The sequence below is a fragment of the Saccharothrix hoggarensis genome, from assembly GCF_042678885.1.
In the GTDB taxonomy this organism is placed as follows: domain Bacteria; phylum Actinomycetota; class Actinomycetes; order Mycobacteriales; family Pseudonocardiaceae; genus Actinosynnema; species Actinosynnema hoggarensis.
The window spans coordinates 35315-57930 of sequence record NZ_JBHTLK010000015.1 but is presented as its reverse complement, the minus strand read 5'-3'; the positions used below and the strand labels follow the sequence as shown (position 1 = coordinate 57930).

General features: G+C 74.1%; 24 protein-coding genes and 1 pseudogene. 9 read left to right on the top strand and 16 right to left on the bottom strand.

Annotated features, from left to right (window positions below):
* The coding region (locus ACFQ3T_RS05625; RefSeq protein WP_380720609.1) for a sensor histidine kinase at positions 1–1106 on the bottom strand (1106 nt) is incomplete at its 3' end.
* Positions 1107–1214: 108 nt separating this feature from the next.
* Here ACFQ3T_RS05625 and ACFQ3T_RS05620 point away from each other — a divergent pair.
* Complete coding sequence (locus tag ACFQ3T_RS05620; protein WP_380720606.1) at positions 1215–2129, top strand: ABC transporter ATP-binding protein; 915 nt, start codon at positions 1215–1217, stop codon at positions 2127–2129.
* On the top strand, positions 2126–2830 hold the full coding sequence (locus ACFQ3T_RS05615) for an ABC transporter permease (RefSeq protein WP_380720603.1): 705 nt from the start codon (positions 2126–2128) through the stop codon (positions 2828–2830). The genes ACFQ3T_RS05620 and ACFQ3T_RS05615 overlap by 4 nt, the downstream gene beginning before the upstream one ends.
* A gap of 36 nt (positions 2831–2866) precedes the next feature.
* Here the strand turns inward: ACFQ3T_RS05615 and ACFQ3T_RS05610 are convergent, their stop codons facing one another.
* The 5 genes and pseudogenes from ACFQ3T_RS05610 to ACFQ3T_RS05590 all read right to left on the bottom strand — a co-directional run bounded on the left by ACFQ3T_RS05610 (position 2867) and on the right by ACFQ3T_RS05590 (position 8729).
* A complete protein-coding gene (locus tag ACFQ3T_RS05610; RefSeq protein ID WP_380720601.1) occupies positions 2867–4141 on the bottom strand; it encodes a UDP-glucose dehydrogenase family protein in 1275 nt (424 codons plus the stop codon).
* On the bottom strand, positions 4099–4989 hold the full coding sequence (locus tag ACFQ3T_RS05605; RefSeq protein ID WP_380720598.1) for a glycosyltransferase family 9 protein: 891 nt from the start codon (positions 4987–4989) through the stop codon (positions 4099–4101). The genes ACFQ3T_RS05610 and ACFQ3T_RS05605 overlap by 43 nt, the downstream gene beginning before the upstream one ends.
* 137 nt (positions 4990–5126) lie before the next feature.
* Positions 5127–6065, bottom strand: a pseudogene (locus ACFQ3T_RS05600) (glycosyltransferase family 2 protein); the annotation flags it as partial.
* Positions 6062–7702 carry a carbamoyltransferase family protein gene (locus ACFQ3T_RS05595; protein WP_380720596.1) on the bottom strand — a complete coding sequence of 547 codons (1641 nt, stop codon included), beginning with the start codon at positions 7700–7702 and terminating at the stop codon, positions 6062–6064. The pseudogene ACFQ3T_RS05600 and the gene ACFQ3T_RS05595, both read right to left, overlap by 4 nt.
* Positions 7703–7802: 100 nt before the next feature.
* Complete coding sequence (locus ACFQ3T_RS05590) at positions 7803–8729, bottom strand: UDP-glucuronic acid decarboxylase family protein (protein ID WP_380720594.1); 927 nt, start codon at positions 8727–8729, stop codon at positions 7803–7805.
* Positions 8730–8786: 57 nt separating this feature from the next.
* Here ACFQ3T_RS05590 and ACFQ3T_RS05585 point away from each other — a divergent pair, with 57 nt between their 5' ends.
* Complete coding sequence (locus ACFQ3T_RS05585) at positions 8787–9638, top strand: glycosyltransferase family 2 protein (protein ID WP_380720614.1); 852 nt, start codon at positions 8787–8789, stop codon at positions 9636–9638.
* A gap of 144 nt (positions 9639–9782) precedes the next feature.
* Here ACFQ3T_RS05585 and ACFQ3T_RS05580 read toward each other — a convergent pair whose 3' ends face one another.
* Positions 9783–10268 (bottom strand): winged helix-turn-helix domain-containing protein, encoded by a 486-nt coding sequence (locus ACFQ3T_RS05580; protein WP_380720591.1) that lies wholly within the window; start codon positions 10266–10268, stop codon positions 9783–9785.
* Between the two features lie 73 nt (positions 10269–10341).
* Here ACFQ3T_RS05580 and ACFQ3T_RS05575 point away from each other — a divergent pair, with 73 nt between their 5' ends.
* Positions 10342–11166 (top strand): aldo/keto reductase, encoded by an 825-nt coding sequence (locus ACFQ3T_RS05575; protein ID WP_380720589.1) that lies wholly within the window; start codon positions 10342–10344, stop codon positions 11164–11166.
* 16 nt (positions 11167–11182) lie between these two features.
* On the opposite strand, the gene ACFQ3T_RS05570 is transcribed toward ACFQ3T_RS05575, so the two are convergent.
* Positions 11183–11692, bottom strand: a complete 510-nt coding sequence (locus tag ACFQ3T_RS05570; protein ID WP_380720586.1) for a DUF2087 domain-containing protein — start codon at positions 11690–11692, stop codon at positions 11183–11185.
* A gap of 62 nt (positions 11693–11754) precedes the next feature.
* On the opposite strand from ACFQ3T_RS05570, the gene ACFQ3T_RS05565 reads away from it, so the two are divergent.
* Positions 11755–12552: a hypothetical protein gene (locus ACFQ3T_RS05565; protein ID WP_380720583.1), complete on the top strand. Its 798-nt coding sequence runs from the start codon at positions 11755–11757 to the stop codon at positions 12550–12552.
* A gap of 435 nt (positions 12553–12987) precedes the next feature.
* On the opposite strand, the gene ACFQ3T_RS05560 is transcribed toward ACFQ3T_RS05565, so the two are convergent.
* The 5 genes from ACFQ3T_RS05560 to ACFQ3T_RS05540 form a co-directional block, all read right to left on the bottom strand.
* Complete coding sequence (locus tag ACFQ3T_RS05560; RefSeq protein ID WP_380720581.1) at positions 12988–14124, bottom strand: ABC transporter substrate-binding protein; 1137 nt, start codon at positions 14122–14124, stop codon at positions 12988–12990.
* A gap of 173 nt (positions 14125–14297) precedes the next feature.
* Positions 14298–14525, bottom strand: a complete 228-nt coding sequence (locus ACFQ3T_RS05555; protein ID WP_380720578.1) for a hypothetical protein — start codon at positions 14523–14525, stop codon at positions 14298–14300.
* Positions 14526–14920: 395 nt separating this feature from the next.
* Positions 14921–15313, bottom strand: a complete 393-nt coding sequence (locus ACFQ3T_RS05550; protein WP_380720575.1) for a hypothetical protein — start codon at positions 15311–15313, stop codon at positions 14921–14923.
* A gap of 2 nt (positions 15314–15315) precedes the next feature.
* Positions 15316–17661: a glycoside hydrolase family 65 protein gene (locus ACFQ3T_RS05545; RefSeq protein ID WP_380720572.1), complete on the bottom strand. Its 2346-nt coding sequence runs from the start codon at positions 17659–17661 to the stop codon at positions 15316–15318.
* The gene (locus tag ACFQ3T_RS05540) at positions 17658–18374 is read right to left on the bottom strand and encodes an HAD family hydrolase (protein WP_380720569.1); all 717 of its coding nucleotides are present in this window, start codon (positions 18372–18374) and stop codon (positions 17658–17660) included. The genes ACFQ3T_RS05545 and ACFQ3T_RS05540 overlap by 4 nt, the downstream gene beginning before the upstream one ends.
* Before the next feature lie 70 nt (positions 18375–18444).
* Here ACFQ3T_RS05540 and ACFQ3T_RS05535 point away from each other — a divergent pair, with 70 nt between their 5' ends.
* Complete coding sequence (locus ACFQ3T_RS05535) at positions 18445–19749, top strand: NAD(P)/FAD-dependent oxidoreductase (protein WP_380720567.1); 1305 nt, start codon at positions 18445–18447, stop codon at positions 19747–19749.
* Between the two features lie 103 nt (positions 19750–19852).
* On the opposite strand, the gene ACFQ3T_RS05530 is transcribed toward ACFQ3T_RS05535, so the two are convergent.
* Positions 19853–20173, bottom strand: a complete 321-nt coding sequence (locus tag ACFQ3T_RS05530; protein ID WP_380720565.1) for a DUF3140 domain-containing protein — start codon at positions 20171–20173, stop codon at positions 19853–19855.
* A 113-nt stretch (positions 20174–20286) separates the two neighbouring features.
* On the opposite strand from ACFQ3T_RS05530, the gene ACFQ3T_RS05525 reads away from it, so the two are divergent.
* Both ACFQ3T_RS05525 and ACFQ3T_RS05520 read left to right on the top strand, forming a co-directional pair.
* The gene (locus ACFQ3T_RS05525) at positions 20287–20673 is read left to right on the top strand and encodes a hypothetical protein (RefSeq protein WP_380720562.1); all 387 of its coding nucleotides are present in this window, start codon (positions 20287–20289) and stop codon (positions 20671–20673) included.
* A complete protein-coding gene (locus ACFQ3T_RS05520; RefSeq protein ID WP_380720560.1) occupies positions 20670–20810 on the top strand; it encodes a hypothetical protein in 141 nt (46 codons plus the stop codon). The genes ACFQ3T_RS05525 and ACFQ3T_RS05520 overlap by 4 nt, the downstream gene beginning before the upstream one ends.
* A 5-nt stretch (positions 20811–20815) precedes the next feature.
* On the opposite strand, the gene ACFQ3T_RS05515 is transcribed toward ACFQ3T_RS05520, so the two are convergent.
* Both ACFQ3T_RS05515 and ACFQ3T_RS05510 read right to left on the bottom strand, forming a co-directional pair.
* Complete coding sequence (locus ACFQ3T_RS05515; protein ID WP_380720557.1) at positions 20816–21433, bottom strand: SRPBCC domain-containing protein; 618 nt, start codon at positions 21431–21433, stop codon at positions 20816–20818.
* Positions 21430–21774, bottom strand: coding sequence for an ArsR/SmtB family transcription factor (locus ACFQ3T_RS05510; RefSeq protein WP_380720612.1), 345 nt, complete (start codon positions 21772–21774; stop codon positions 21430–21432). The genes ACFQ3T_RS05515 and ACFQ3T_RS05510 overlap by 4 nt, the downstream gene beginning before the upstream one ends.
* Before the next feature lie 116 nt (positions 21775–21890).
* Between ACFQ3T_RS05510 and ACFQ3T_RS05505 the strand changes: the two genes are divergently transcribed.
* A complete protein-coding gene (locus tag ACFQ3T_RS05505) occupies positions 21891–22538 on the top strand; it encodes a hypothetical protein (protein ID WP_380720554.1) in 648 nt (215 codons plus the stop codon).
* Positions 22539–22616: the final 78 nt, after the last annotated feature.

Genomic DNA, 22616 nt, shown 5'->3' with positions numbered 1-22616 from the left:
AGCCCCGCGCCGGCCGCGTCCCGGCCCGGAACGCCCTCACCCCGCGCGCCACCGGCCGGAACGTCGGCCCGCCCACCGTCGGCCCGCCCGTCGTCGGCCCGCCCTTCGTCGGGTCGGACACCGTCGTTGCGCAGCCGCACGCCGACCTGCCCGTCGGCCACGCTGATCACCACGTCGCAGCGCCGCGCCCGGCTGTGCCGCAGCACGTTCGTCGTCCCCTCCCGCACCAGCGCGCCGAACAACGGCTGCAACGGCGGCGGCACGTCGGTCGCGTCACCGTCCACGGTGGTCTCGATGCCCGCCGCCCGCAGCACGCCCACCGCGTTGGCGATCTCGGTGCCGAGGCTCGCCCGCCGGTAGCCCTGCACCACGTCCCGGGTCTCCCGCAGCGCGGTCCGGGCCAGCTCGGCCACCTCGCCCGCGTGCTGCCGGGCCAGGTCGTCGTCCCGGCCGATCAGCCGCTGCGCGAGCTCGCCCTTCAACGCGATCGCCTGGAGGTGGTGGCCCTGGATGTCGTGCAGGTCGGCGGCGAACCGCAACCGCTCCTCGGCCACGGCCAGCGCCTCGGCGGTCCGGCGCGCCTCCTCCTGCCGCACCGCCAGGTCCCAGATCCACAGCTGGACCAGGTCCGCGAACACCAGGGCGACGATCATCACCACCGCCAGCGCCATCGCCGCGCGCGCGTCCGTGCCGCCGAACACGCCGGCGACGGCCACGGCGAGCACCGTCATCACCGCCATGACGGGCCAGCGGCGGTGCGCCGGGAGGATCGCGCCGACGTGCGCGACCACCAGGGCGGGCAGCATGGCCCAGGCGGGCAGGAAGCTGCCGCTGCCGCACATCACGCCCCACGCGACCAGCGACACCGCGAACGTCGCCGCGTGCTCCCACGGCCGGTCGTCGCCGCGGCCCAGCCCGCCCATCGCCTGGCGCAGGTACCGGGTGTGCTGGACGACCACCAGCGCCACGGCCGCGGCCACCAGCGCCGACTTGACCAGGCCGTAGTCGTTGACGACCAGGTCGAGCACGGTGCCGAAGCCGACGGCCACGCCGCCGACCAGCACCATGTACCACGTGTAGTGCCGGAGCCTGGTCAGGGGAGTCACGGGGTGAATCTACGAGCCGGGTCGCACGGCTGTCTGCTGACATCTGTCACGTCAACCGGTGCGCGGCGGCACTGGGGGCCGCGCCCGCCCGCGACCAGCATGGTAGCCATGCGGAAACCGGTGATCGAGGTGACGGGCCTGAGGTGCCGCTACGGCGGGTTCGAGGCCGTGCGCGGGGTGGACTTCGAGGTGTCGGAGGGGGAGCTGTTCGCCCTCCTCGGCACGAACGGAGCCGGCAAGACGACGACCATGGAGACGCTGGAAGGGCTCCGCGCGCCCCACGCGGGCACGGTGCGGGTGTTCGGCGTGGACCCGTTCCGGGAGCGCGCGGCGCTGCGGCCGCGGATCGGGATCATGCTCCAGGACAGCGGCTTCCCGGCCGACCTGACCGCCCGCGAGCTGGTGCGGCTGTGGGACGCCACGAGCGGCCGGCGGGCCACCGAGGACGTGCTGGAACGGCTGGACCTCGCGCACCGCCGGGACGTGCGGATCAAGCAGCTGTCCGGCGGCGAGCGGCGTCGGTTGGACCTGGCGCTGGCCGTGCTCGGACGTCCGGAGCTGCTGTTCCTCGACGAACCCACGACCGGGCTCGACCCGGAGTCGCGGCGGCGCACGTGGGAGGTGGTGCGCGGGCTGCTGGCCGAGGGCTCGACCGTCGTGCTGACCACGCACTACCTCGAAGAGGCCGAGACGCTGGCGCACCGGCTGGCGATCCTGCACGAGGGCGTGGTGGCCGTGTCCGGCGCGCTGGTGGACGTGCTGGCCGCCCAGCCCGCGCGGATCTCGTTCGACCTGCCGGGCGGGCTCGACGTCGGCGCGTTGCCGATGCTGGCGGGCGACGTCGTGCACCGGCCGTCCGGGCGGGTCGAGGTCCGGACCCGGGAGCTGCAGGACGACCTGGCGGACCTGCTGGCGTGGGCGCGCGGCGAAGGGCTGCGGCTGGGCCGCATCCGGGCCCACCACGCGTCGCTGGAGGACGTGTTCCACCACGCCCGCACGGGCAGGGAGGTCGTGGCCGCATGATCACCGCACTGGGCGTGGCCGAGCTGAAGCTCCTGCTGCGCAACCGCACCGCCGCCGCGCTGGCGCTGCTCATGCCGCTCGCGGCGGGGCTGTACTTCGCGCTCGCCGTGGGCGGCGACGACAACGGCTGGACGATGATCGTCGTCCTCCAGCTGCTGTTCTCGCTCGGGTTCACCGTCTACGTGACGGTGACGACGTCGTTGACGGCACGCCGGCAGGACCTGTACCTGAAGCGGCTGCGGACCGGCGCGGCGTCGGACGTCGTGGTGCTGACCGGCATCCTGCTGCCGGTCGTGGTGCTCGGCCTGGCGCAGGCGCTCGTGCTGCTCGGCGTGAGCGTCGCGGCGGGCGCGCCGATGCCGACCAACCCCGGCCTGCTGGCGTTGGCGCTGGTCGGCGGCGCGGCGCTGAGCTGCGCGGCGGGCGTGTGCACGAGCGGCCTGACCGGGACCGCCGAGCTCGCGCAGATCACCACGGCGCCGTTCTTCTTCGCCCTGGTCGTCGGAGGACTGATGGGCCTGGGCGGCGGGGACGACCCGCGGGTGCTGCTCGTGCCGGGCAGCGGCCTGGGCCTGCTGACCCAGGCCGCGTGGGGCGGTCCGACCGACGCGGTCGGCCTGGCGCTGATCGCCACCGCGCAGGGGACCGCCGTCGCCGTCGCGCTGTCCGTGCGCTTCTTCCGCTGGGACCCGCGCACCTGACGGCCCCGCGCGCCCGACGACGGCGGGGCGTGCCGGTCAGGCGGCCGCACGCCCCAGGCTGACCAGGTGGAACCCGGCCTCGGTCACCTTGTCGAGCGGCAGCAGGTTGCGGGTGTCCACGATGACCCGGCGGCGCATGGCGGCCGCCAGGTTCGGCCAGTCCAGCTCGGCGAACTCGGGCCACTCGGTCAGCACGACCAGCCCGTCCGCGTCGCGGGCCACCGCGTCCGGCGAGTCGAGCACCCGCACCGGCCCGCAGTCGGTGTCCACGCACGGGTCGTAGCCGGTCAGCCGCGCGCCCTGCTCGGCGAGCAGCGCCGCCACCGCCAACGCGGGGGAGTCGCGCAGGTCGTCCGTGCCGGCCTTGAACGTCAGGCCGAGCAGCCCCAGCCGGGCGCCCGCCAGGTGGCCCACCGCGTCGCGCACCATCGCCACGACCCGGTGGGCCTGGTGGGTGTTGGTGCCGATGGTCGCCCGCAGCAACGGGAAGTCGACGTTCACCTCGTCCGCCGTGGACAGCAGCGCCCTGGTGTCCTTGGGGAAGCACGAACCGCCCCAGCCCGGACCCGGTTCGAGGAACGCCGAGCCGATCCGGTCGTCCAGCCGCATGCCCTCGGTCACGTCGGAGATGTCCGCCCCGACCCGCTCGCACAGCTCGGCGAGGCTGTTCACGTAGGACAGCTTCATCGCCAGGAAGCAGTTGCTCGCGTACTTCACCAGCTCCGCGCTCGCGCTGCCGGTGACGAGCGCCGGCGCGCCCGTGCCCGCGTACAGGCCGACCACGCGCCGCGCGGCGTCCTCGGCCTCGGACCCGACCACGACCCGTTGCGGCCGCAGGAAGTCGTCCACCGCGTGGCCCTCGCGCAGGAACTCAGGGTTCGACACGACCCGCACGTCGGACCGCCCCACGAGCGAGGCCACCCGTTCCGTCGTGCCGGCGGGGACGGTGGACTTGATCACCAGCACGCAACCGGGGGAGACGGCGTCCCGCGCCTCGCGCAGCACGGCGTGCACGGCGGTCAGGTCGGCCGCGCCGTCCGGTCCGGTCGGCGTCGGCACGCACAGGAACACGAAGTCCACTTCGGACAGTGCTTCGGCGTTGCCGCGCACGAACCTCAGCCGCCCGGACCGCAGTCCCTCCGCGACGAGCTCCGCCAGACCGGGTTCGTGGGCGCCGACCTCGCCCCGGCCCAGCGCCGACACCTTCGCCTCGTCGACGTCCGCGCACACCACGGTGTGCCCGAGCCGGCTGAAGCAGGCGGCGGTGGTCAACCCGACATAGCCGGCACCGATGACGCCGATCCTGGACATGGTCCACCTCCCAGCAGCGATCGCGCGGCGTCCAGCACTTCGTCCACGGTGATGTCGAGCAGCCCCGGGTCGGGCCGGTCGGCGAACGTGTCGCCGGTCCGGCCGTGCCACAGCGCCCGGTGCGGCCCCGACCGCGGTCCCCACTCGGCCGGCGACACCGGTCCGAACAACACCACCGACGGGGTGCGGTAAGCCGTGGCGACGTGCGCGACACCCGTGTCGCCGCAGATCACGAGCCGCGCGCCCGCCACCAGGTCGAGCAGGCCGGCCAGGTCGCCGGTCCGGGAGCGCCCCCGGGCCACCGCCCGCACCAGCGGGGTCTCGGCCGGGCTGCCGGTCACCACCACGTTCGGACCGAGCGCCCGCACCACCGCGGCGAACCGCGCGGCGGGCCAGCGTCGGGCGCCGTGGCTCGCGCCGGGGTGCACGACGATCGCGCCGTTGCGCGGCAGCGGCGGCAGCAGCAGGTCGTTCGGGTCGCACGGGATGCCGAACTGCCCCAGCAGCCGGCACCAGCGCAGCACCTCGTGCTGGTGCGGCGGCCACGGCACGTGCGCGCCGTGCGTGATCAGCCGGTCCGGGTGGGTGGCGCGCAGCAGCTCGGTGCTCCGCGGCCCGCACCCGTGCAGGTTCACGGCGAGGTCCGGCGAGTCGTAGTCGATCGGCACGAGACCGTCGGTCGGCAGCAGCCTGTCCACGGCGTCGATCCGCTCGACGGCGTCGGCCAGCCACCCCGGCGCGGCCAGCGTGATCTCGGCGTCGGGGTACGCCCGGCGCAACCCGCGCAGCGCCGGCACGGCCGTCAGCAGGTCGCCGAGGCCGAGCGCGCGGAGCACCAGGACCCTCACCGCGACACCGTCCCGGACGCCTTCGGCTCCTCGGCGTGGGCGTCGGAGTGGCCCAGGTGACCCAGGTGGCGCAGCCGGTCGAGCGTGTCGGCGACGTGCAGGCCGCGCCGGCGCACCCGGCCCGCGACGGGCACGGCCCGGTGCCGGACCTCGCCGCGCAGGCGGTGCGCGCACGCGGCGGGCGGGATGGCGACGCTGGTGACGATCATCTTCGCCACCTCGTCGCGGGTGCGGGGACCGGGCGCGATGCGCTCGACGGCGAACAGCGCCGTCAGCCCGGCCCACCCGGCGGCGAAGCCCGCCGCGGCCTTCCACCACCCGAGGTATCCACAGAGGACGGACAGGAGGCCGGACAGCGTGGTCAGCGCGTGCCGGGGGAGCAGGCCCGGCGCGCCGCCGATCCGCTCCCGCCACTCCGGGCCGAGCAGCCGCCGCACCAACGCGTCGTCGGCGTTGCCGCGCTGCTGCCGCAGGCTCGCGAAGAACCCCGCGTGCCGCACCGGGTGCGTGGTCACGCGGTCGCCCATGACGATCCGGTACCCGCGGTCCTGCACCCGCAACGCCAGCTCGGCGTCCTCGCGGTAGGCGCGCGGGAAGCGCTCGTCGAACCCGCCCGCGTGCACCAGGGCGGCCCGGCGGTAGGCCATGTCGGCGGTGATCCACCGCGCCGTCGCCAACCCGGCCGTGCCGCGTTCCCAGTCGGTCGGCGGGCGGTCCTCCGGCAGCGGCACGACGATCCGCGCCTGCGACGCGCCCACGTCCAGCCCGAGCCGTTCCAGGTCCTCGGTCAGCCGCCGCTTCCAGTCGTGCGGCGGGAGGACGTCGTCGTCGAGGAAGGCCACCCACTCGCAGCACGCGGCACGCCACCCGGCGTTGCGCGCGGCCGCCGGGCCGCGGCCGCCGGTGCGCAGGACGCGCGCCGTGCGGGTCGGGGGCAGGGGTCCCGGCTCGGGCCGGTCGTCCACCACGATGATCTCGCGCGGCGGCGGCCCCTCGCCGTGCTCCAGGGCTTCCAGCACCACGCGCAGGCTGTTGCGGCCGACGGTCGGGATGACCACGGCGTAGTCGACGCTCATCGCCGCACCTCCGGGGCGGGCCGGGGCCGGCGCACCACGAACCGGCCGATGGCCAGCAGGTCGACCGGCGCGGAGCCGAAGCACTCCAGCGCGTCACGCGGGTCGTCCACCATCGGCCGGCCCGCCGTGTTCAGGCTGGTGTTCACCACGACCGGCACGCCGGTGCGCCGGTCGAACTCCCGGAGCACCCGCGCCATCAGCGGTTCCGTCCCCGGGTCGACGGTCTGCACGCGCGCCGTGCCGTCCACGTGCACGACCGCCGGGATGCGGTCACGCCACTCCGGGCGCACGTCGTGCACGAACAGCATGTACGGGCTGGGCAGCGGGCCGCGCTCGAACAGCTCGGCCGCGCGGTCCGCGAGCACCATCGGCGCGATCGGCCGGAACTGCTCGCGGCCCTTGACCTCGTTGAGCCGGGCCAGGTTCTCGGCGCGTCCCGGGTGCGCCAGCAGGGACCGCCGGCCCAGCGCCCGCGGGCCGTACTCGCTGCGACCCTGGAACCAGGCCACGACCTGGTCGTCCGCCAACGCCTCGGCCACCGCGACGGCGACGTCCTCCGGCTCCTCGTAGGCGACCTTGGCGGTGCGCAGGTAGTCCTCGACCTCCGCGTCGGTCCACGACCGGCCGAGGTCGGCGCCCGGCATCGCGGCGGCGGGCTCGCCCGCGTCTGCCACCACCTGCAGCGCCGCGCCCAGCGCGGTGCCGGCGTCACCGGCCGCCGGCTGCACCCAGACCTCCTCGAACGGCCCCTCGGCGAAGATGCGGGTGTTCGCCACGCAGTTCAGCGCCACACCGCCCGCCATGGTCAGTCGCTTGTGGCCGGTCCGCTCGTGCAGCCAGCGGACCAGGTCCAGCAGGACCTCCTCGACCCGCACCTGCACGCTCGCCGCGAGCTCGGCGTGCTCCTTCGTCACCTCGCCGTCGGGGTCGCGGCGCTTCGCCAGCGTCGCCCAGTCCAGCGGCTTCACGGCGAACCCGCCGTCCTCGGTCGCGTAGACGTGCTCCCGCACCAGGTCCAGGTGCTTCGGCTCGGCGTAGGACGCCAGCGCCATCACCTTGTACTCGTCGCTGGACCGCAGGAAACCCAGGTGCTCGGTCAGGTCCTCGTACAGCAGGCCCAGCGAGTGGGGCAGGTGCTGCGCGGCCAGCGTCTCCAGCCGGTGGCCGCGGTAGCTGCCCGCGAGGTGCGACCGGCACTCGCCGCGACCGTCGTTGACCAGCACCGCGCAGTCCCCGCCGAACGGCGCGGCCAGGCCCGTGGACGCGGCGTGCGCCACGTGGTGCGGCACGAACCGCACGATCGCCGGGTCCAGCCCCGGCAGCGCGGTGGCCAGGAAGTACGGGGCGCGCCGGGCGTACTCGGTGCGCAGGTCCTCCCACGGCACGTCGCTCGGCTCGACCAGGTCCGGGTCGTACGAGTAGGCCACGGCGTCCAGGTCCGCCGGCGTGAGCCCGGCGTGCTTGAGGCACCAGCGCGCGGCCTGCTCGGGCTGTTCCCACGCGGAGAACGGCACCGGCCGCTTGCCGTGCTTGCGCCGGGAGAAGCGTTCCTCCTCCGCGGCGGCCACCACCCGGCCGTCCACCACGAGGGCGGCGGCGGGGTCGTGGAAGACCGCGTTGATGCCGAGCACGCGCACGGCGTTCCCCTTTCGCTCCTGTGTGGACCGTCGTCGGCCGGTGCGGATCCTCGGGCCGGAGCCGGACCGTCGCGGACCGATTCGGACCGTTGTCGTCCGACTACCCGACGAGGTGTCGGTCAAACGACCGCCGCAGGCCCTCGTCGAGCGGGATCTCGGGCTGCCAGCCCAGCAGCTCGCGGGCCAGCGAGATGTCCGGGCGACGTCGCCGCGGGTCGTCCACCATGGCGTCGACGTGCTCGATCGTGGACGTGCTGCCGACCAGCTCGATGACCTTCCGGGCCACCTCCAGCACGGTGACCTCCTCGGGGTTGCCCAGGTTCACCGGGCCCGCGTGGTCGCTGTCCGCCATCGACAGCAGCCCGCGCACGAGGTCGTCCACGTGGCACAGCGACCGGGTCTGCGATCCGTCGCCGTGCACGGTCAGCGGCTCGCCGGCGCGGGCCTGCCGCACGAACGTGGGGATCATCCGGCCGTCGTCGGGCCGCATCCGCGCGCCGTAGGTGTTGAAGATCCGCACGATGCCCGCGTCCACGCCGTGCTCCCGGCGGAACGCGCAGGTCAACGCCTCACCGAACCGCTTGGCCTCGTCGTAGACGCTGCGTGGCCCGATCGGGTTCACGTTGCCCCAGTACGTCTCGCGCTGCGGGTGCTCCAGCGGGTCGCCGTACACCTCGCTGGTCGACGCGATGACGATCCGCGCGTTCTTGCGCCGCGCCAGCTCCAGCGCGTGCAGCGTGCCGAACCCGCCCACCTTCAGCGTGTCGATGGGCGTCCGCAGGTAGTCCACCGGCGACGCGGGGCAGGCCAGGTGCATCACCAGGTCCACCGGGCCGAGCAGGTCGAGGGGTTTCGACACGTCCTCGACCACGACGCCCAGCCGCGGGTCGACGGGCAGGTTGTCCGGTGACCCGGTGCGGAAGTCGTCGACGCACACCACCCGCGTGCCGCGTCGCAGCAGCGCCTCGCACACGTGCGAGCCGAGGAACCCGGCACCACCGGTCACCACCGCGCGTTCGAATCCCATGCGGTGGGCCTACCCGTGAGGCCGATGAGTAACCACCGCTTCTCCGGGTAGTACCCGCTGGTGGCCCAAACGACGGTGGTGATCGCGACCCGCGACCGGGCGGACGACCTGGTGCGCACGCTCGCCCGGCTCGGTGAGCTGGACGTGCCGGTCGTCGTGGTCGACAACGGCTCGTCCGACGACACGGTGGCACGGGTGCGGCGGGACTTCCCGGACGTCGAGGTGATCCCGCTAAGCCACAACGAGGGCGCGCTGGCCCGCAACCACGGCGTGCGGCGGGCCGCCACCCCGTACGTGGCGTTCAGCGACGACGACTCGTGGTGGCCGCCCGGCGCCCTGCCGCGCGCGGAGGACCTGTTCGCCCGGCACCCCCGGCTCGGGCTGATCGCGGCGCGCACGATCGTGGAGCCCGGCGGCGGGCTGGACCCCGTGTGCGTGGAGATGGCCCGGTCGGCGCTGGGCCGTGACGACGACCTGCCCGGACCGTCCGTGCTGGGGTTCGTGTGCTGCGCCGCGGTGGTGCGGCGGTCGGCGTACCTGGAGGTCGGCGGGTTCCACCCGGTGCTGTTCTGGCCCGGTGAGGAACGCCTGTTCTCGTGGGACATGGCCGCGGCCGGGTGGGCGTGCTGCTACGTGGACGACGTGGTGGCGCACCACCAGCCGTCGCCGTCCCGCCCGCCGTCCTCGTGGCGGCGCCGGGTCGAGATGCGCAACGAGCTGCTGACGACGTGGCTGCGCCGCCCGCCCGGGGTGGTGGTCGCGGACACGGTGGCGCTGGCGCGGCGGGCACTGGGGGACCGGGACGCGGCCGCGGCCCTGGTCGCGGCGCTGCGCCGGCTGCCGGCGGCGTTGCGGCACCGGAAGTCCCTGCGCGCCGACGTGGAGCGCCGGGTGGCGATCGTCGGCTGACCCGGCGACCCCCTGACCCGGCGACCCCCTGACGCGGTGCCCCCGACCCGGTGAACCGCCGCCCCGGTGACCCCTCGACCCGGTGAACCGCCGACCCCCTGAACCGCCGGCCCGGTGAACTCCCGAGGGCCGACCGCCGACCCGTCACCCGGCCAGGGCGTCCCGCTCCACCACCACGTCCGCCGCCGAGTCCACTCGGTACCCGACCCCGCGCACGGTGGTGATCACGCCCGCCGCGTCGCCGAGCTTGCGCCGGATGCGCCGCACGTGGACGTCCACCGTCCGGGTGTCCACGAACCCCGCCACGCCCCACACCTTCGACATCAGGGACGACCGCCGGTGCACCTGCCGGGGGTGCGCGCACAGGTGGTGCAGCAGGTCGAACTCCAGCCGGGTCAGCTCGACCGGCACGCCCCGGTGCAGCACCCGCCGGGAGTCGACGAGCACCCGCAGGGCGGGCTCCGCCCGCCGCACCGGCAGCTCGACCACGACGTCCGCGTCGGGCAGGTCCAGCGCCGACCGCAGCGCCTCGGCCAGCCGTCCCGCGGTGTCCACCACGCGGGAACCGGGCGCGGACACGCGGATGAGGACCGTCACCTCCACGGTCGTCACGTCAGGTGATGCGCTCACGGGGTGATCGGACCAGCCCGCGCGGCGCCGGTCAACGCCGCCCACCACGTGGGAGCCGTTGACACGGGGCATGATGGCACCCATGAGGACCATCACCCTGAACAACGGCGTCACCATGCCGCAGCTCGGTTTCGGCGTCTTCCAGGTGTCCACAGAGGACACCTATGACGCGGTGACCGAGGCGCTGCGGGTCGGTTACCGCAGCATCGACACCGCCGCCATCTACGGCAACGAGGAGCCGGTCGGCCGGGCCGTCGCCGACTCGGGGATCGCCCGTGACGAGCTGTTCGTGACCACCAAGCTGTGGAACTCCGACCAGGGCTACGACGAGGCGCTGCGGGCGTTCGACGCGAGCGCGGCCAGGCTGGGCCTCGACCAGGTCGACCTGTACCTGGTCCACTGGCCCGCGCCCAAGCAGGACCGGTACGTCGACAGCTGGCGCGCGCTGGGCAAGCTGCACGCCGACGGCCGGGTCCGGGCCATCGGCGTGTCCAACTTCCAGCCCGAGCACCTGGAACGGGTCGTCGACGCCACCGGCGCCGTGCCCGCGGTGAACCAGGTCGAGCTGCACCCCCGCCTCCAGCAGGCCGAACTGCGCGCCGTCCACGCCCGACTGGGCGTCGTGACGGAGGCCTGGAGCCCGCTGGCGCAGGGCGCGCTGCTGGGCGACCCGGTGATCACGTCCGTCGCGGACAAGCACGGCCGGACGCCCGCGCAGGTCGTGCTGCGCTGGCACGTGCAGCTGGGCAACGTGGTCATCCCCAAGTCGGCGACGCCGAGCCGGATCGCGGAGAACTTCGCCGTGTTCGACTTCGAGCTGGACGGCGACGACCTGGCCCGGATCGCCGAGCTGGACCGGGGCGAGCGGATCGGCCCGGACCCCGACACGTTCGGCTAGTCCCCGCCGCCGGGAGCTAGACGCTCACCGGGCCGCCGGTGCGCCAGTACTCGCCGTCGGCCCGGCTGAGCAACCCTTCGTCCACCAGGTACCGACGCACGGTCACGTGGTCGACCTCACCGCCGTCGCACCACCGCTTCAGCACCTCCACGACGCCCCGCTCGGGGTACCGTCTACCCGGCTCGAACGCCGTGCTCACCTGTTCGAGCACCGCCCGCCTGCGTCCGCGCTGAGCGGGGAGCCTCACCAGCCGCCCGTCCCGCACGAACGGGTCCTCCGGGACCCGGTTCGCCTGTTCGACCCGGGTGGCCTCCTTGAACAACTCCTCGCGCAGCCGCAACCCCGACCCGTCGGTCACGACGAGTCCCGCCGACCGCAGCCGGCGCAACGAGTTCTCCACGCGCCGCGCGTCCAACCCGGTCGCCGCGGTGATGTCCGCGGTCGTGCGGGCGCCCAGCACCAGCGCCGACGCCACCCGCAACCGCTCGGGTTCGGCCAGCAGTCCGATCAGTGAATCAGGGGTCACGCTTCGAGCTAACCGAAGCGGGCGGTCTGGTGCACGCCCATTTCGGGCGGACCTTAATACCCGTGCGCACTGATCACCTCTTCCCCCTGGCGTCGGTGGAGCCGGTCTTCGGCATGCCGACCGAGCACGCCCGCAAGTTCCAGCAGGTCGCCGCGGAGCAGGACCTCGTCATCGACGTGCGGGCGACGAACCCGCACGCGGTGGCGTGGCTGCGCCGCGGCGCGCTGCCCAAACCCGAGGCGGTGAAGGCCAAGACCATCGACGACCTCGACGTCCGCCTCGGCGCCGCCGGACGGCACCGGGGCCTGGTCGGCTACTTCCCGCCGTCGTTACCGCGGTTCGACCTCAGCGACCGGCTGCTGCGCCGGTACGACCAGCGGCGCGTCGAGTTCGACGCGCTGCGCGACAAGATGGCCCACTTCGAGCGGCGCGGTGAGTACGTCGTGCGGGAGGGCGTCGTCCACGGCTACGACCGGCGCGGCCGGCTGCGCCCCCTGACCGGCGACCACGACGTGTTCGACATCAGGGCGTCCGGGGGCGGCGACCTGAGCCCCCGCCGGTACGAGCGGGCGGTGGCGACGATGATGTCGATGGACATGGGGGTCACCCACGGCGCGCACATGCGCTGGCAGCCGACGACCACGTCGGACCGGGCGATGTTCGAGTCGATCGCGCGCAGCGCCGACGCCAAGCTGCGCTTCCACCCCGACGGCAGGCTGACCGCGGGCGACTACCGCCGCTTGAACGCGGGGATGAGCGCGATCACCACGCCGGCCAGGGCGGCCCGCCCGTACGCCAGCGTCTCCCACGTGGGCAGGCCCAGGGTGCCCGTCTCCTCCGCGTCGGCGATGAACAGCTGACCGTAGAGCAGGAGCAGCACGACACCGTAGAGCCGGGCGTGCCGGTGGTCCCAGGCGAGCAGGATGCCGGCCAGGCCGGTGCAGGTGTAGAGCGTGTGGTTCACGCCGTCACCCATGGGGAGGAACGGGGCGGAGGCGAGGACGAGCTGCAGCGCGCCCACGACGAGCGCGAGCAGCTGGGCGCGGCTGAACCGGGGTCGGCGCTCGGCGGCGTCGTCCGCCTCCGGCCCACCTCTCCGGCCGTTCCTCCGCTCCTTCACGGCTGCCCGGTACCGCATGACGCGTGGTTACCCCGGCCCCGAACGGATCATCCCCGCCCCTTCCGGCTCCCCTCTATAGAGAACATCGCCGTGCACGCTCCGCCATTACGCCGCCCCGGCACGGCCTGCCGACGTCACCCGACCGTGTCCCTGGCGTGTTCCACCGGGCCGTTCGTCACCTCAGCAAGCGGTCGAGGTCCGGCCTGGCGTCCGCCGCCGCCCGGGCCGGCGATTGGGCGCCGGTCAGCACCTTGGCGGCCATGGTGTGCAGGGTGCGCGAGACGTCCGGGTACCTCGCGCCGTAGGCGGTCCGGGGTTTCGCCGTCGGCAGCTGGCCCGCGAAGCCCGGCACGTTCGGGTCCCACTGCCAGGCCAGCTCGTCGACGGTGTCCGTGCGGTTCGGCAGGGCGCCGAGGCCGCCGCCGAACTCGGTCGCGTTGTCCCGGTTCTCCGCCAGCCACGTCAGCACGTCCCACGCCCGGTCGACCTGGCCGGACTTGCCGATCACCCACGCCTCGCCGCCCACCTGGCCCGCGGGTCCGGCCGCGCCCGCGGGCAGCGGGGCCGCCGCCCACGTCAGGCCGGCCTGGTTGAGCGCGGGCACCGCGCCGGGGCCCGTGATCGCCATCGCGCAGCGCCCCTCCGCGAACCGCCGATCGACGTCGGCCTGCGTCCAGCCCAGGACGTCCGGCGGCGCGCTGCGGTCGGTGTTCACGAGGTCGTTCAGGTACCCGAGGGCTTCCACGGACGCCTGGCCGTCGATGTCCGCGACGTCGCCGCCGGCCTGCCACAGGAACGGCAGGAACGTGACGGTCAGGTCGTCGTCCTTCGCGGGGAAGCACAGGCCGGCGCGGTCGGCCGTGGTCAGCGCCTTCGCCGCCGCGCGCAGCTCGGACCACGTCGTGGGCGGGCGGTCGAGGCCGGCGGCGGCGAGGTGGTCGCGGTTGTGGACCAGGGCGGTGGTGGTGGTGCGGAGCGGGACGCCGTGCGGTCGGCCCTCGTGGCTGACACCGTCGCGGACCGGCGCCAGGAACCGGTCGGCGAGCGGCCACCTGTCGTACCGGTCGGTCAGGTCGGCGAGGACGTCGCGCTCGGCCAGCGCCGGCAGGTCCGGCGAGTCGACGGCCGCGATGTCGGGGAAGACGCCGGACGCGGTGGCCTCGGCGAGCTTGCGCTGGAACTCGGCGCGGGGGAGGGAGGTGCGCTCGATGCGCACGTCCTGGTGCTCCTGCTGGTACCGCGTCAGCAGGCTCGTCACGGCCTGGTCGGCCATGGGGGAGTGGTTCAGGTAGTCCCACCAGGTGAGTGTCACTTGATGAGGGGTATCGGGCTGCTGTGCGTTGCACGCCGAGGCGGCGAGCAGGGCCGCGATGAGCAGGGCTCGTCCACGCATTACCGCTCCACCCTTTCGGGGTAGGCGCCCTCGTCTACGGACTGTGCTGGTCCTACTCCGGTGGGCGAGGCGGTGTCAAGATCGCAGGTGGTTCAGACCTTCGGCCGTTTGCGCGGAGCGGACTGCGTCGAGGGCGGCGACGACGGGAGCGCCGCGGGCTGCGGCTTGCCGTGGGCGGCTCGGCCCGGCCGCGCGGGCTCGGGCTCGCCGGCACGACCGGGTTCACCCGTCCGGTCGGGCTCGGCCGGGTCTTGGACGCCCACGGTGAGGTCGGCGAGGTAGGTGGCCGCCAACTCGTCGTAGATCGGTGTTGAGCTCACATTTCGGAATCCTGTCCGGCTACGGCCCGCAGCGCTCCTCTTCTCACTCCTGTGGGTTACCCATCGGCCGGAGGTCGACCGCATTCTTGCGGAGATCACCTCGGGTCTGACCTGTGTGGACGATCGCGTTTCCGCTGCACGGGACCGATCATGACCCAGATCACCCGCGTGATCGCGAAGTTCGTGGTTGGAAGGCGGTAACAGGGGTACTCCTACTCACGATGAGGGCGTAGGCGGCCATCACCCCCCCATGGCCGCCTGACAAGTCCCGGCCGGGCTCTACTCCCCCCCAAGAGCCTGGCCGGGCGCCTCATCCCCCTCTTCCGCCCCGTGTTCCGGGGCGCCTGGCCGGAACGCCGTGAACGGCGGAGCTCCGGCCCCGCCGTCCCGAACGCCTAGCGGCCGCCGTCGACCGGCGCCCTGCGCCACGCCGCCGCGCACAGCGCCGCCCAGCACAACGTGACCAGCGCCGACTTGCGCCGGGCGGCCGCCGTGGGCAGGGCGGAGCCGAACACGACTGCGTCCGACGCGTCGGTCGCCACCCGTGCCGCCAACGCCACGCGCAGGGGACGTCCGGCGGGCGCGAGCACCATCGCGAGGCCCGACACCAGGTCCCGCGTCCCGACCGCCCGCACCACCGTCCGCAGCCCCGGCGTCGCCCGCAGGCCGGTCGGCCCGGTCATCAGCTCCGGTCGCACGACGAGGGCCGCGCCGAAGGCCGCCGTCGCCGCGCCGAGCGCGCGCGGAAACCCCGTCGCCTTCTGGGAACGCTTCCAGATCGCGGTCACGGTCAACCTCCCGGCGGTGTGCGCCGCGCCGGCGCCCGGTGCGGCGGCTGGCGGACCTGCGGCGGTTCCGGCGGGTCCGGTGTGGACAACGTGACCGGCTCGTCCGGCGAGACGACGACCGGGACGCCGTGGTGGCGCGTGTGCAGCGGGCCGCCCGACACGATCCGGTACGTGACCGAGCCCGGCTCGACCTCCACCGCGAACCGCGTGCCGCGGAACCCCATCCGGAACGCCATCCGGCTCAGCCCCGGCGGCAGGCGCGGCGCGAACGACAGCTCGCCGTCGTGGTCCCGCATCCCGCCGAACCCGGCGACCATGCCGACCCACGCGCCCGCCAGCGACGCCATGTGCAGTCCGTTGTGGACGTTGCGGTGCAGGTCGTGCAGGTCGGTGAACGCCGCCTCGGCCAGGTAGTCGTACGCCAGCCGCAACGCGCCGACCTCGGCGGCCAGCACGGCCTGCGTCCCCGCCGACAGGGACGAGTCGCGCACCGTCCGCGAGTCGTAGTACGCGAAGTTGCGGGCCTTCTGCAACGGGGTGAACGCGTCGCCGCGCACGTGCATGGCCAGCACCAGGTCCGCCTGCTTGACCACCTGCTTGCGGTATAGGTCGAAGTACGGCCGGTTGAGCAGCAGCGGGTACTCGTCCGGGTCGGTGCCGTCGAAGTCCCACTCGGCGTGCGAGGTGAACCCCTCGGCCTGCTCGTGCACGCCGAGCAGCGTGTCGAACGGGATCACCATCCCGTCGGCCGCCTTCCGCCAGTCCGCCACCTCGTCGGCCGTCACGTCCAGCCGGTCGGCCACGTCGGGGTGCCGGTCGCACGCCTCCGCCGCCTCGCGCAGGTTCTTCTGCGCGATCAGGTTGGTGTAGACGTTGTTGTCCACCACCGCCGAGTACTCGTCGGGGCCGGTCACGCCGTCGACGCGGAACCCGCCGTGCTGGTCGTGGTGCCCGAGCGACGTCCACAGCCGCGCCGTCTCCACCAGGATCTCGGCGCCGCACTCGCGCTCGAACGCGGTGTCGCCGGTCGCGTTCACGTACTGCGCCACGGCGTGCGAGACGTCGCCGCTGACGTGGAACGCGGCCGTGCTCGCGGGCCAGTACGCCGAGCACTCCGCGCCGCTGATCGACCGCCACGGGAACGCCGCCCCGGCCTGCCCCAGCACCTCGGCCCGCTCCCGCGCCTTCGGCAGCGTCGAGTGCCGCCACCGCAACGCGTCCCGCGCCGCCTCCGGCACCGTGTACGCCAGCACGGGCAGCACGAACATCTCGGTGTCCCAGAACGCGTGCCCGTCGTAACCCGGCCCGGTGAGCCCCTTGCCCGGGATCGCCCGCGTCTCACCGCGCACCGCCGCCTGCATGATGTGGAACAACGCGAACCGCAGCGCCTGCTGGAGCTCGTCGTCGCCGTGCACCTCGATGTCGGCGACCTCCCAGAAGTCGTCGAGGAACCGCCGCTGCTCGGCCAGCAGGCCCTCCCACCCGGTCTGCCGCGCGCCCGCCAGCGCCGCCTCCACCTGCGCCCGCAGCGCCGGCACCGACCGCTGCGCGGACCAGCCGTAGCCCAGGTACTTCACCAGCCGCAGCCTCCCGCCCGCGGGCACGTCCACGGCGGCGGTGAACCGGGCCAGGTCGCCCTCGGCGCGCATCTCGGTGCGGACGCCGTCCTCGACCTCCAGCTCGTGGTCCATCGCGGCGGCCATCCGCAGGCCCGAGTTGCGCGCGTGGTGCGCCAGCACCGCCCGGTAGTCCACGGCGTGCGCGAAGTCCGACACCAGCGGCTCGTTCAGCGCGGCGGCCACCCGCGGGTCGTCGCTGTCGTGCTCCACGGGCTCGTTGGCCAGCAGGTCCGACTGCACGACCAGCTGCACGTCCTCGCTCGGCACCACCTCGTAGTGGATCGCCGCGACGGCCCGCTGCGTCAGCGACACGAGCCGCTCGCTGCGCACCGTCACGCGCCGCCCGGTCGGCGACTCCCACTCCGTGCGGCGGCGCAGCGTGCCCGTGCGGAAGTCCAGCTCCCGCTGGTGGGCGTGGGCGCGCCCGTACCGCATGTCCAGCGGCTCGTCCTCCACCAGCAGCCGGATCACCTTGCCGTCGGTGACGTTGACGACCGTCTCGCCCGCCTCGGGGTAGCCGTAGCCCGACTCGCCGTACGGCAGCGCGTGCGCCTCGTAGAAGCCGTTCAGGTACGTCCCGGGCAGGCCGCGCGGCTCGCCCTCGTCCAACGTGCCGCGCAACCCCAGGTGGCCGTTGGACAGCGCGAACACCGACTCGGTGCGCCGCAGCTGGTCCACCGCCAGCCCGTCCCACCGCAGCAACCAGGGGTGGATCTCCCAACCGCTCACAGCAACTCCGCGAGGTCTTCGACCACGACGTCCGCCCCGTGCGCCAGCAGCGCCTCGCGCTGACCCGTCCGGTCCACGCCCACCACGTGCCCGAAACCGCCCGCCCGGCCCGCTTCCACGCCCGACAGCGCGTCCTCGAACACGGCCGCGTGCTCCGGCCGCACGCCGAGCAGCCGCGCGCCCACCAGGAACGAGTCCGGCGCGGGCTTGCCCTTCAACCCGTCGCGGCTGATCACCACGCCGTCCACCAGCGCCCGCACGAACGGCGTGAGGCCCGCCGCGTCGAGGACCTTCCGGGCGTTCGCCGACGACGTCACCACGCCGATGCCGAGCCCCGAGTCCTCCACGGCGCGCAGGTACGGCGCCGTGCCGGGGTACGGCAGCACGCCCTCGTGCCGGATGATCGCCTCCAGCAGGTCGTTCTTCCGGTTTCCCACGCCGTGCACGGTGTCCGCGTCGGGAGGGTCGTCCGGCGACCCCTCGGGCAGCGTGATCCCGCGTGACGCCAGGAACTCGCGCACCCCGTCGTACCGGGGCCTGCCGTCCACGAACCTGAGGTAGTCCGACTCGGCGAACGGCGGCTCGCCGCGCGGTCGGAGGAAGTCGTCGAAGGTGCGCCGCCAGGCCCGGCGGTGCAGGACGGCCGTGCTGGTCAGCACGCCGTCGAGGTCGAAGAGACAGGCGGTGATCGCGTCAGGCAGTCCCAAGGCCATGTCCCGTGTCTACCCCGTCCGGCTCCGGGGTACCCGCTGGCGGACACACTCCTCGTCGGAGGGACACGTCATGGGCAAGCCCCGCGTGCTGGTCGTCGGTACGGGCTTCGCCGGCTACCACTGCCTGCGCACGCTGGAACGCGTGCTGCCCCGCGACGCCGCCGAGCTGGTGGCGCTCAACCCCACCGACTACATGCTGTACGTGCCGCTGCTGCCCGAGGTCGCGGGCGGTTCGCTCGACCCGCGCCGGGTCGCCGTGCCGCTGCGGCCCAAGCTGCCGCGCACGCGGCTCGTGCAGGGGCACGCCACCGGTGTGGACCTGGGCGCGCGGACGTGCACCCTCGTCGACATCGAGGGCCGCGAGCAGGTGCTGGAGTGGGACCGGATCGTGCTCACGTCCGGCTCCGTCACCCGGCTGATGTCGATCCCCGGCGTGGCCGAGCACGCGCTCGGGTTCAAGTCGGTCGCCGAGGCCGTGTACCTGCGCGACCACGTGCTGCGGCAGGTCGAGCTGGCCGAGCAGGCGACCGACCCGGCCGAACGGGCGGCGCGCGCCACGTTCGTGGTCGTCGGCGCCGGCTACACGGGCACCGAGCTGGTGGCCCAGGGCCAGCAGCTGACCCGCTCGGCGCTGCGCGGCCGGACCGGGCTGTCGGAGTCCGACGTCAAGTGGGTGCTGGTCGACATGGCGCCGCGGGTGCTGCCGGGGCTGGACGAGCGGCTGTCCGGCCCGGCGGCCCGGGTGCTGCGGGGACGCGGCGTCGACGTGCGGCTGGAGACGAGCGTCGAGGCCGTCACCGGGTCGTGCGCGCGGCTGACCGACGGCAAGGAGATCCCGACTCGGACCGTGGTGTGGTGCGTCGGCGTGCGGCCGGACCCGCTAGTGGAGGCCGTCTCCCTGGCCACGGTGAAGGGCCGGCTCGTCGTCGACCCGACGCTGGCCGTGCCGACGCACCCGCACGTGTTCGCGGCGGGCGACGTGGCCGCCGTGCCGGACGTGTTCAACGACGGCAAGCCGACGCCGATGACGGCGCAGCACGCGCAGCGGCAGGGGAAGCTGGCCGCCCGCAACGTCGCGGCGTCCCTGGGTCACGGCGCCGTGGGGACCTACCAGCACCGCGACCTCGGTTTCGTGGTGGACCTGGCCGGCTCGCAGGCCGTCGCCGACCCGCTGCACATCCCGCTGACCGGGCTGCCGGCGAAGGTCGTGGCCCGCGGCTACCACCTGCTGGCCATGCCGGGGAACCGGCTGCGGGTGGCCGTCGACTGGCTCACCGACCTCCTCGCCCGCCGCCAGGTCGTGCAGTTCGGCCTGGTCCCCGAGGCGGGCGTGCGGTTGGGTGACGCCGAGAAGGTCGGCGCCGCGGCGAGGTGAGGGCGGACCGGTCTCCCGGCGGGCTGCTCCTCGCGCGGGCTCGTCCTCAAGACAGGATTCTCAGGGCTGGATTCTCAGATCAGGATTCTCAGGGGCAGGGTCCTCAGGCGGGCTTCAGCGGGTCGTGGCCGATCGACATCAGGCGGTGCCTCCAGTGCGCCTCGCCCGCGGTCGGCTCCAGGTCGTCCCGCCGCTGCTCGTGGACCCGCTCCACGACCTTCCGCATCACCTTGACGTCCTCGGTGGTCAGGTCGGTGCGCCGCTTGCGCAGGACCCGCAGCACCTCCTGGCCGGTCGGTGTCCCGGCCTGGTCGGGCAGGGCCTCGCTGTCCTCGTCCGCCGAGCGGGTGCGCAGCCAGTCCTCCAGTTCGTGCGAGGTCATGTTCACTACGCGGTGGAACTCGTCCCACAGGGTGTCGGTCATGGGGGAGAGGGTTGCCACTCCGGACCGGCGTGAAACGGCCGCGTTCGATCTCTTTGCACGACCCGAACACGGGCCGCACGCGGCCCGCACCCGCGACCGCGATCGTGGTCCGCATGACCACATGGATTCGCCGCGTCGCCGTCGTCGCGACCGCCGTGCTCGGGTTCGCCCCCACGGGCGTCGCGACCGCCCAGGACACCACCTACGCGCCCGTCACCCTCAGCCCCGAGCAGGTGAAGCAGCTCTGCGAGGAGCGCCTGCCGCGGATCGAGGACCGCGTCTCCCGGCTCACCACCCGCATCAACGGCGGGCCCGACGTGCCCGGCTCGACCGCGTGGCTCCGGGCGCAGTCGCAGCAGGCGCGCGACGCGGGCCGCACCGCCCGCGCCGCGCGGCTGGACCAGCGCGCGTCACGGCGCGGCGAGCAGCTGACCAGGCTCGGCGACGCCCAGCACCGCGTCGACGCGTTCCAGGCCGAGCACTGCGGCGGCGGCAAGTGAGGACCCTCGCGGCCACCGTCGTCCTGCTGTTCTCCCTGATCGGGTGCCGCGCCGACGGCACGGCGCCCGCCGACCCCGGCTTCGACGGCGTCGAGGCCACCCTCGACGGCGTCGAGTCCGACGTCTCGGAACCCTGACGTCGTCAGGTCACGTCCGGGGCGTACTGGGCCGTGGCGGCGGCGACGGCCGCCGCCAGCTCGTCCTCCGTCGCGGCGCCCGACTCCTCCACCGCCGCCTTCCACAGCTCGATGGACCCGAGGTTGAACCGCTGGGTCTCCGGCGCGTTGGCGGCGGCCACCGGGTCGTCGCCCTCCTGTACCTCGCCCGCGAGGTACAGGCCGAGGCCGAGGAAGCCGCCGTCCCAGCCGGGTCCGACGAACAGCGCGCCCGCGCCGCTGCCGGCCAGCGCCTTCGGCACCGTGTGCTCCAGCTCGACCGTCGTCCGGTCGTCGTCCTCGGCGGTGAGGCGCAGTTCCACGACGCTGGTCGGGTCGCCGAACGTGACGCGCAGGAGCTTCGGCGGCGAGCAGGTGAGGATGTCACCGCCCGCGTTGCCCTCCAGCTGGAACGCGCCGCCCTCGCGCAGGTCGCCGCTGATCGGCATGAACCAGCGCTTGAGCCGGTCCGGGTCGGTCACCGCGTCCCACACGTCCTCCGCGGCGGCGTCGTAGGTGCGGCGCAGCACAACGCCCACCGTGTCGGTCGTGCCGGCGCGCACCTCTCGGTGCACGGCCTTGAGGTGGTCGGCGAGGTCGATCACTGTGGTTCCTCCTTGAGTCGCCTCTCGCGCTTGCCGCGCGCGAGTTCGGTGGCCAGCGCGTCGAGGTGGCCGCTCCAGAACCGGCGGAACCGGTCGAGCCACTCGTCCACCTCGCGCAGGCCTTGGTCGTCCACGGCGTAGAGACGCCGGGTGCCCTCCGCGCGGACGCGGGCGAAGCCGTTCTCGCGCAGCACCCGCAGGTGCTGGGAGACCGCCGGTTGCGAGATGCCGAACTCCCGGCGGACCACCTCCGTGACCGCGCCGGAGGTCCGCTCGCCGTCGGCGAGCAGCTCCAGGATGCGGCGGCGGACGGGATCGCCGAGGACGTCGAACGCGTGCACGACCAGCATCTTTCAGGCCAGGCTTATATAAGTCAAATCTTAGTCTCCGGAATTGTCGGTGGTCGGTGGCACTATCTCGAACGGATGTTCGGTACGCGTTCGAAGGGAGCCATGCGATGCGAGTTCGACTAGATCCCCGTCAGTGGCCCGGCCGTGTCATCCCCGAGACCGACGCCGAGATCGACACGGCGGTCGAGGCGTTCTGCCTCCGCGCGACCTGGCCCGATGCCCACCGCGCCGCCGTGCGCCGGGTCGTCGAGCCGTGGTTCGCCGAGGGGTGGAGCGTCGATGCCCTGCTCGCGGCGGTCGACCGCAGGCCTGACGGCACCAGGCAGGGCAGCCCGAGGAACCGCGACCAGGTAGCGCACGACTTCCTCCGTGCGCGGCTGAGGTCGTGGTGGCAGGGGGGCGCGCTCCGGGCGCGCCCCCCGGTGGCCGGCATGACGCTGGGCGCGTGGTGGCGCGTGAACCGGCGCAACGCCCGGCTGACCCAGCCGCGCCCGCCGCGGCCGTTGAGCGCGGCCGGGACGTTGGCGCGCGAGCAGTCGCGGGAGCGCGTGCGGGCCAGGCTGAAGGACCCGGTGGAGCGGTCGCGGGAGCTGGCGCGGCGGCGGCAGGAGGTGCTGGACAGCCTGCTCGTGCCGGGGCAGCGGACGCCGACGTTCGACGACGCGCGCAAGCTGCTCGCCGACGTGCGGCTGCCGGCGCACCCGGTGTGCAGCAGGTGCGGCTGCCGGCAGGGGGTGCTGCCCCACGCGGCCTGACGCGTCCCGATCTCCGGGCTGCGGGTATCCTCCCGCCCGTGGTCCGGTGCTGATCCCCCACCTGGTGGCGTGTGCGGC

Excerpts from the sequence above, each read along its gene's own strand:
- ACFQ3T_RS05620 (WP_380720606.1), top strand. The coding sequence starts at position 1,215 with ATGCGGAAACCGGTGATCGAGGTGACGGGCCTGAGGTGCCGCTACGGC.
- ACFQ3T_RS05615 (WP_380720603.1), top strand. The coding sequence starts at position 2,126 with ATGATCACCGCACTGGGCGTGGCCGAGCTGAAGCTCCTGCTGCGCAAC.
- ACFQ3T_RS05610 (WP_380720601.1), bottom strand. The coding sequence starts at position 4,141 with ATGTCCAGGATCGGCGTCATCGGTGCCGGCTATGTCGGGTTGACCACC.
- ACFQ3T_RS05590 (WP_380720594.1), bottom strand. The coding sequence starts at position 8,729 with ATGGGATTCGAACGCGCGGTGGTGACCGGTGGTGCCGGGTTCCTCGGC.
- ACFQ3T_RS05575 (WP_380720589.1), top strand. The coding sequence starts at position 10,342 with ATGGCACCCATGAGGACCATCACCCTGAACAACGGCGTCACCATGCCG.
- ACFQ3T_RS05540 (WP_380720569.1), bottom strand. The coding sequence starts at position 18,374 with ATGGCCTTGGGACTGCCTGACGCGATCACCGCCTGTCTCTTCGACCTC.
- ACFQ3T_RS05535 (WP_380720567.1), top strand. The coding sequence starts at position 18,445 with ATGGGCAAGCCCCGCGTGCTGGTCGTCGGTACGGGCTTCGCCGGCTAC.
- ACFQ3T_RS05530 (WP_380720565.1), bottom strand. The coding sequence starts at position 20,173 with ATGACCGACACCCTGTGGGACGAGTTCCACCGCGTAGTGAACATGACC.
- ACFQ3T_RS05525 (WP_380720562.1), top strand. The coding sequence starts at position 20,287 with ATGACCACATGGATTCGCCGCGTCGCCGTCGTCGCGACCGCCGTGCTC.
- ACFQ3T_RS05505 (WP_380720554.1), top strand. The coding sequence starts at position 21,891 with ATGCGAGTTCGACTAGATCCCCGTCAGTGGCCCGGCCGTGTCATCCCC.